Annotated in this window: 2 protein-coding genes; both read left to right on the top strand. The window is 42.2% G+C overall.

The window, feature by feature from the left end:
• The coding region (locus A3762_RS23915; RefSeq protein WP_197469551.1) for a TolC family protein at window positions 1-282 on the top strand (282 nt) is incomplete at its 5' end.
• A 24-nt stretch (window positions 283-306) separates the two neighbouring features.
• The coding region (locus A3762_RS23920; protein ID WP_068757973.1) for an OmpA family protein at window positions 307-892 on the top strand (586 nt) is incomplete at its 3' end.

An 892-nucleotide genomic window follows, 5' to 3' on the forward strand; every position in this document is an offset into this window, starting at 1 on the left:
GATGCTTATCTAACCCTCAAGCAAACACTTATTCACCTAGAAGACTACGTCAATCAAAGTGAAGAAAGTGCCACTCTTTACATGGCTCAATTTAAGGCAGGTAGACGAACATTACTCGATTTGCTTGATGCACAAAACGAGGTGTTTGAAGCAAAAAAACAGTACTTGACTGCCGATTACGAATACATCTATACACAATATAGAGTCATAGCGAGTATGAGTTATATTCTCGACGCATTACGCGTAAATGTTGAAGGTTCTCTCGCTCAAGAAGATTCATAGCCAACGATCAATGAGGATCAAAAAATGTACTCACGATGCTTACTCTTCATTTGTTATTTCTCATTAATCGCATGCGCTCATCACAGTACCGAAAACACTGAGGACAACCAAGAGTTCGGTTCAGGCTTACCATCAAAACATGCTGAAACCGCTCCTGAACCATACAAAGTTGAGCCCTTTCTAAAAGAACATAAGACTCTAGATGACCAAGACGACGATGGTGTCATCGATCAAAGAGATCAGTGCGATAAGAACAGCACAAATGCCGTGATTGATAACGAAGGTTGTGTTGAGTCTTACAATGAAATTCAAAGCATCGATTTGGGTATTCAGTTCGCGAGCAACAGTGCCGAAATTTCGAAAGAGTATTACCCAGTTATTGAAAACCTTGCGAAAACCTACAAGCAAAATCAGAAGTTCATGCTTCTCATAGAGGGGCATACAGATAGCACTGGCTCCCCCTCCAGCAATCTAACACTGTCTAAAAAACGAGCCGATGCTGTTGCGAATGTTCTCATCAAGCAATATCAGATCGACTCCCAAAAAATACTTACCGCTGGGTTTGGCGCGGATCAGCCCATTGCCTCAAACGCATCAAAAGAGGGGCGAC

This window comes from Oleiphilus sp. HI0125 (assembly GCF_001635355.1).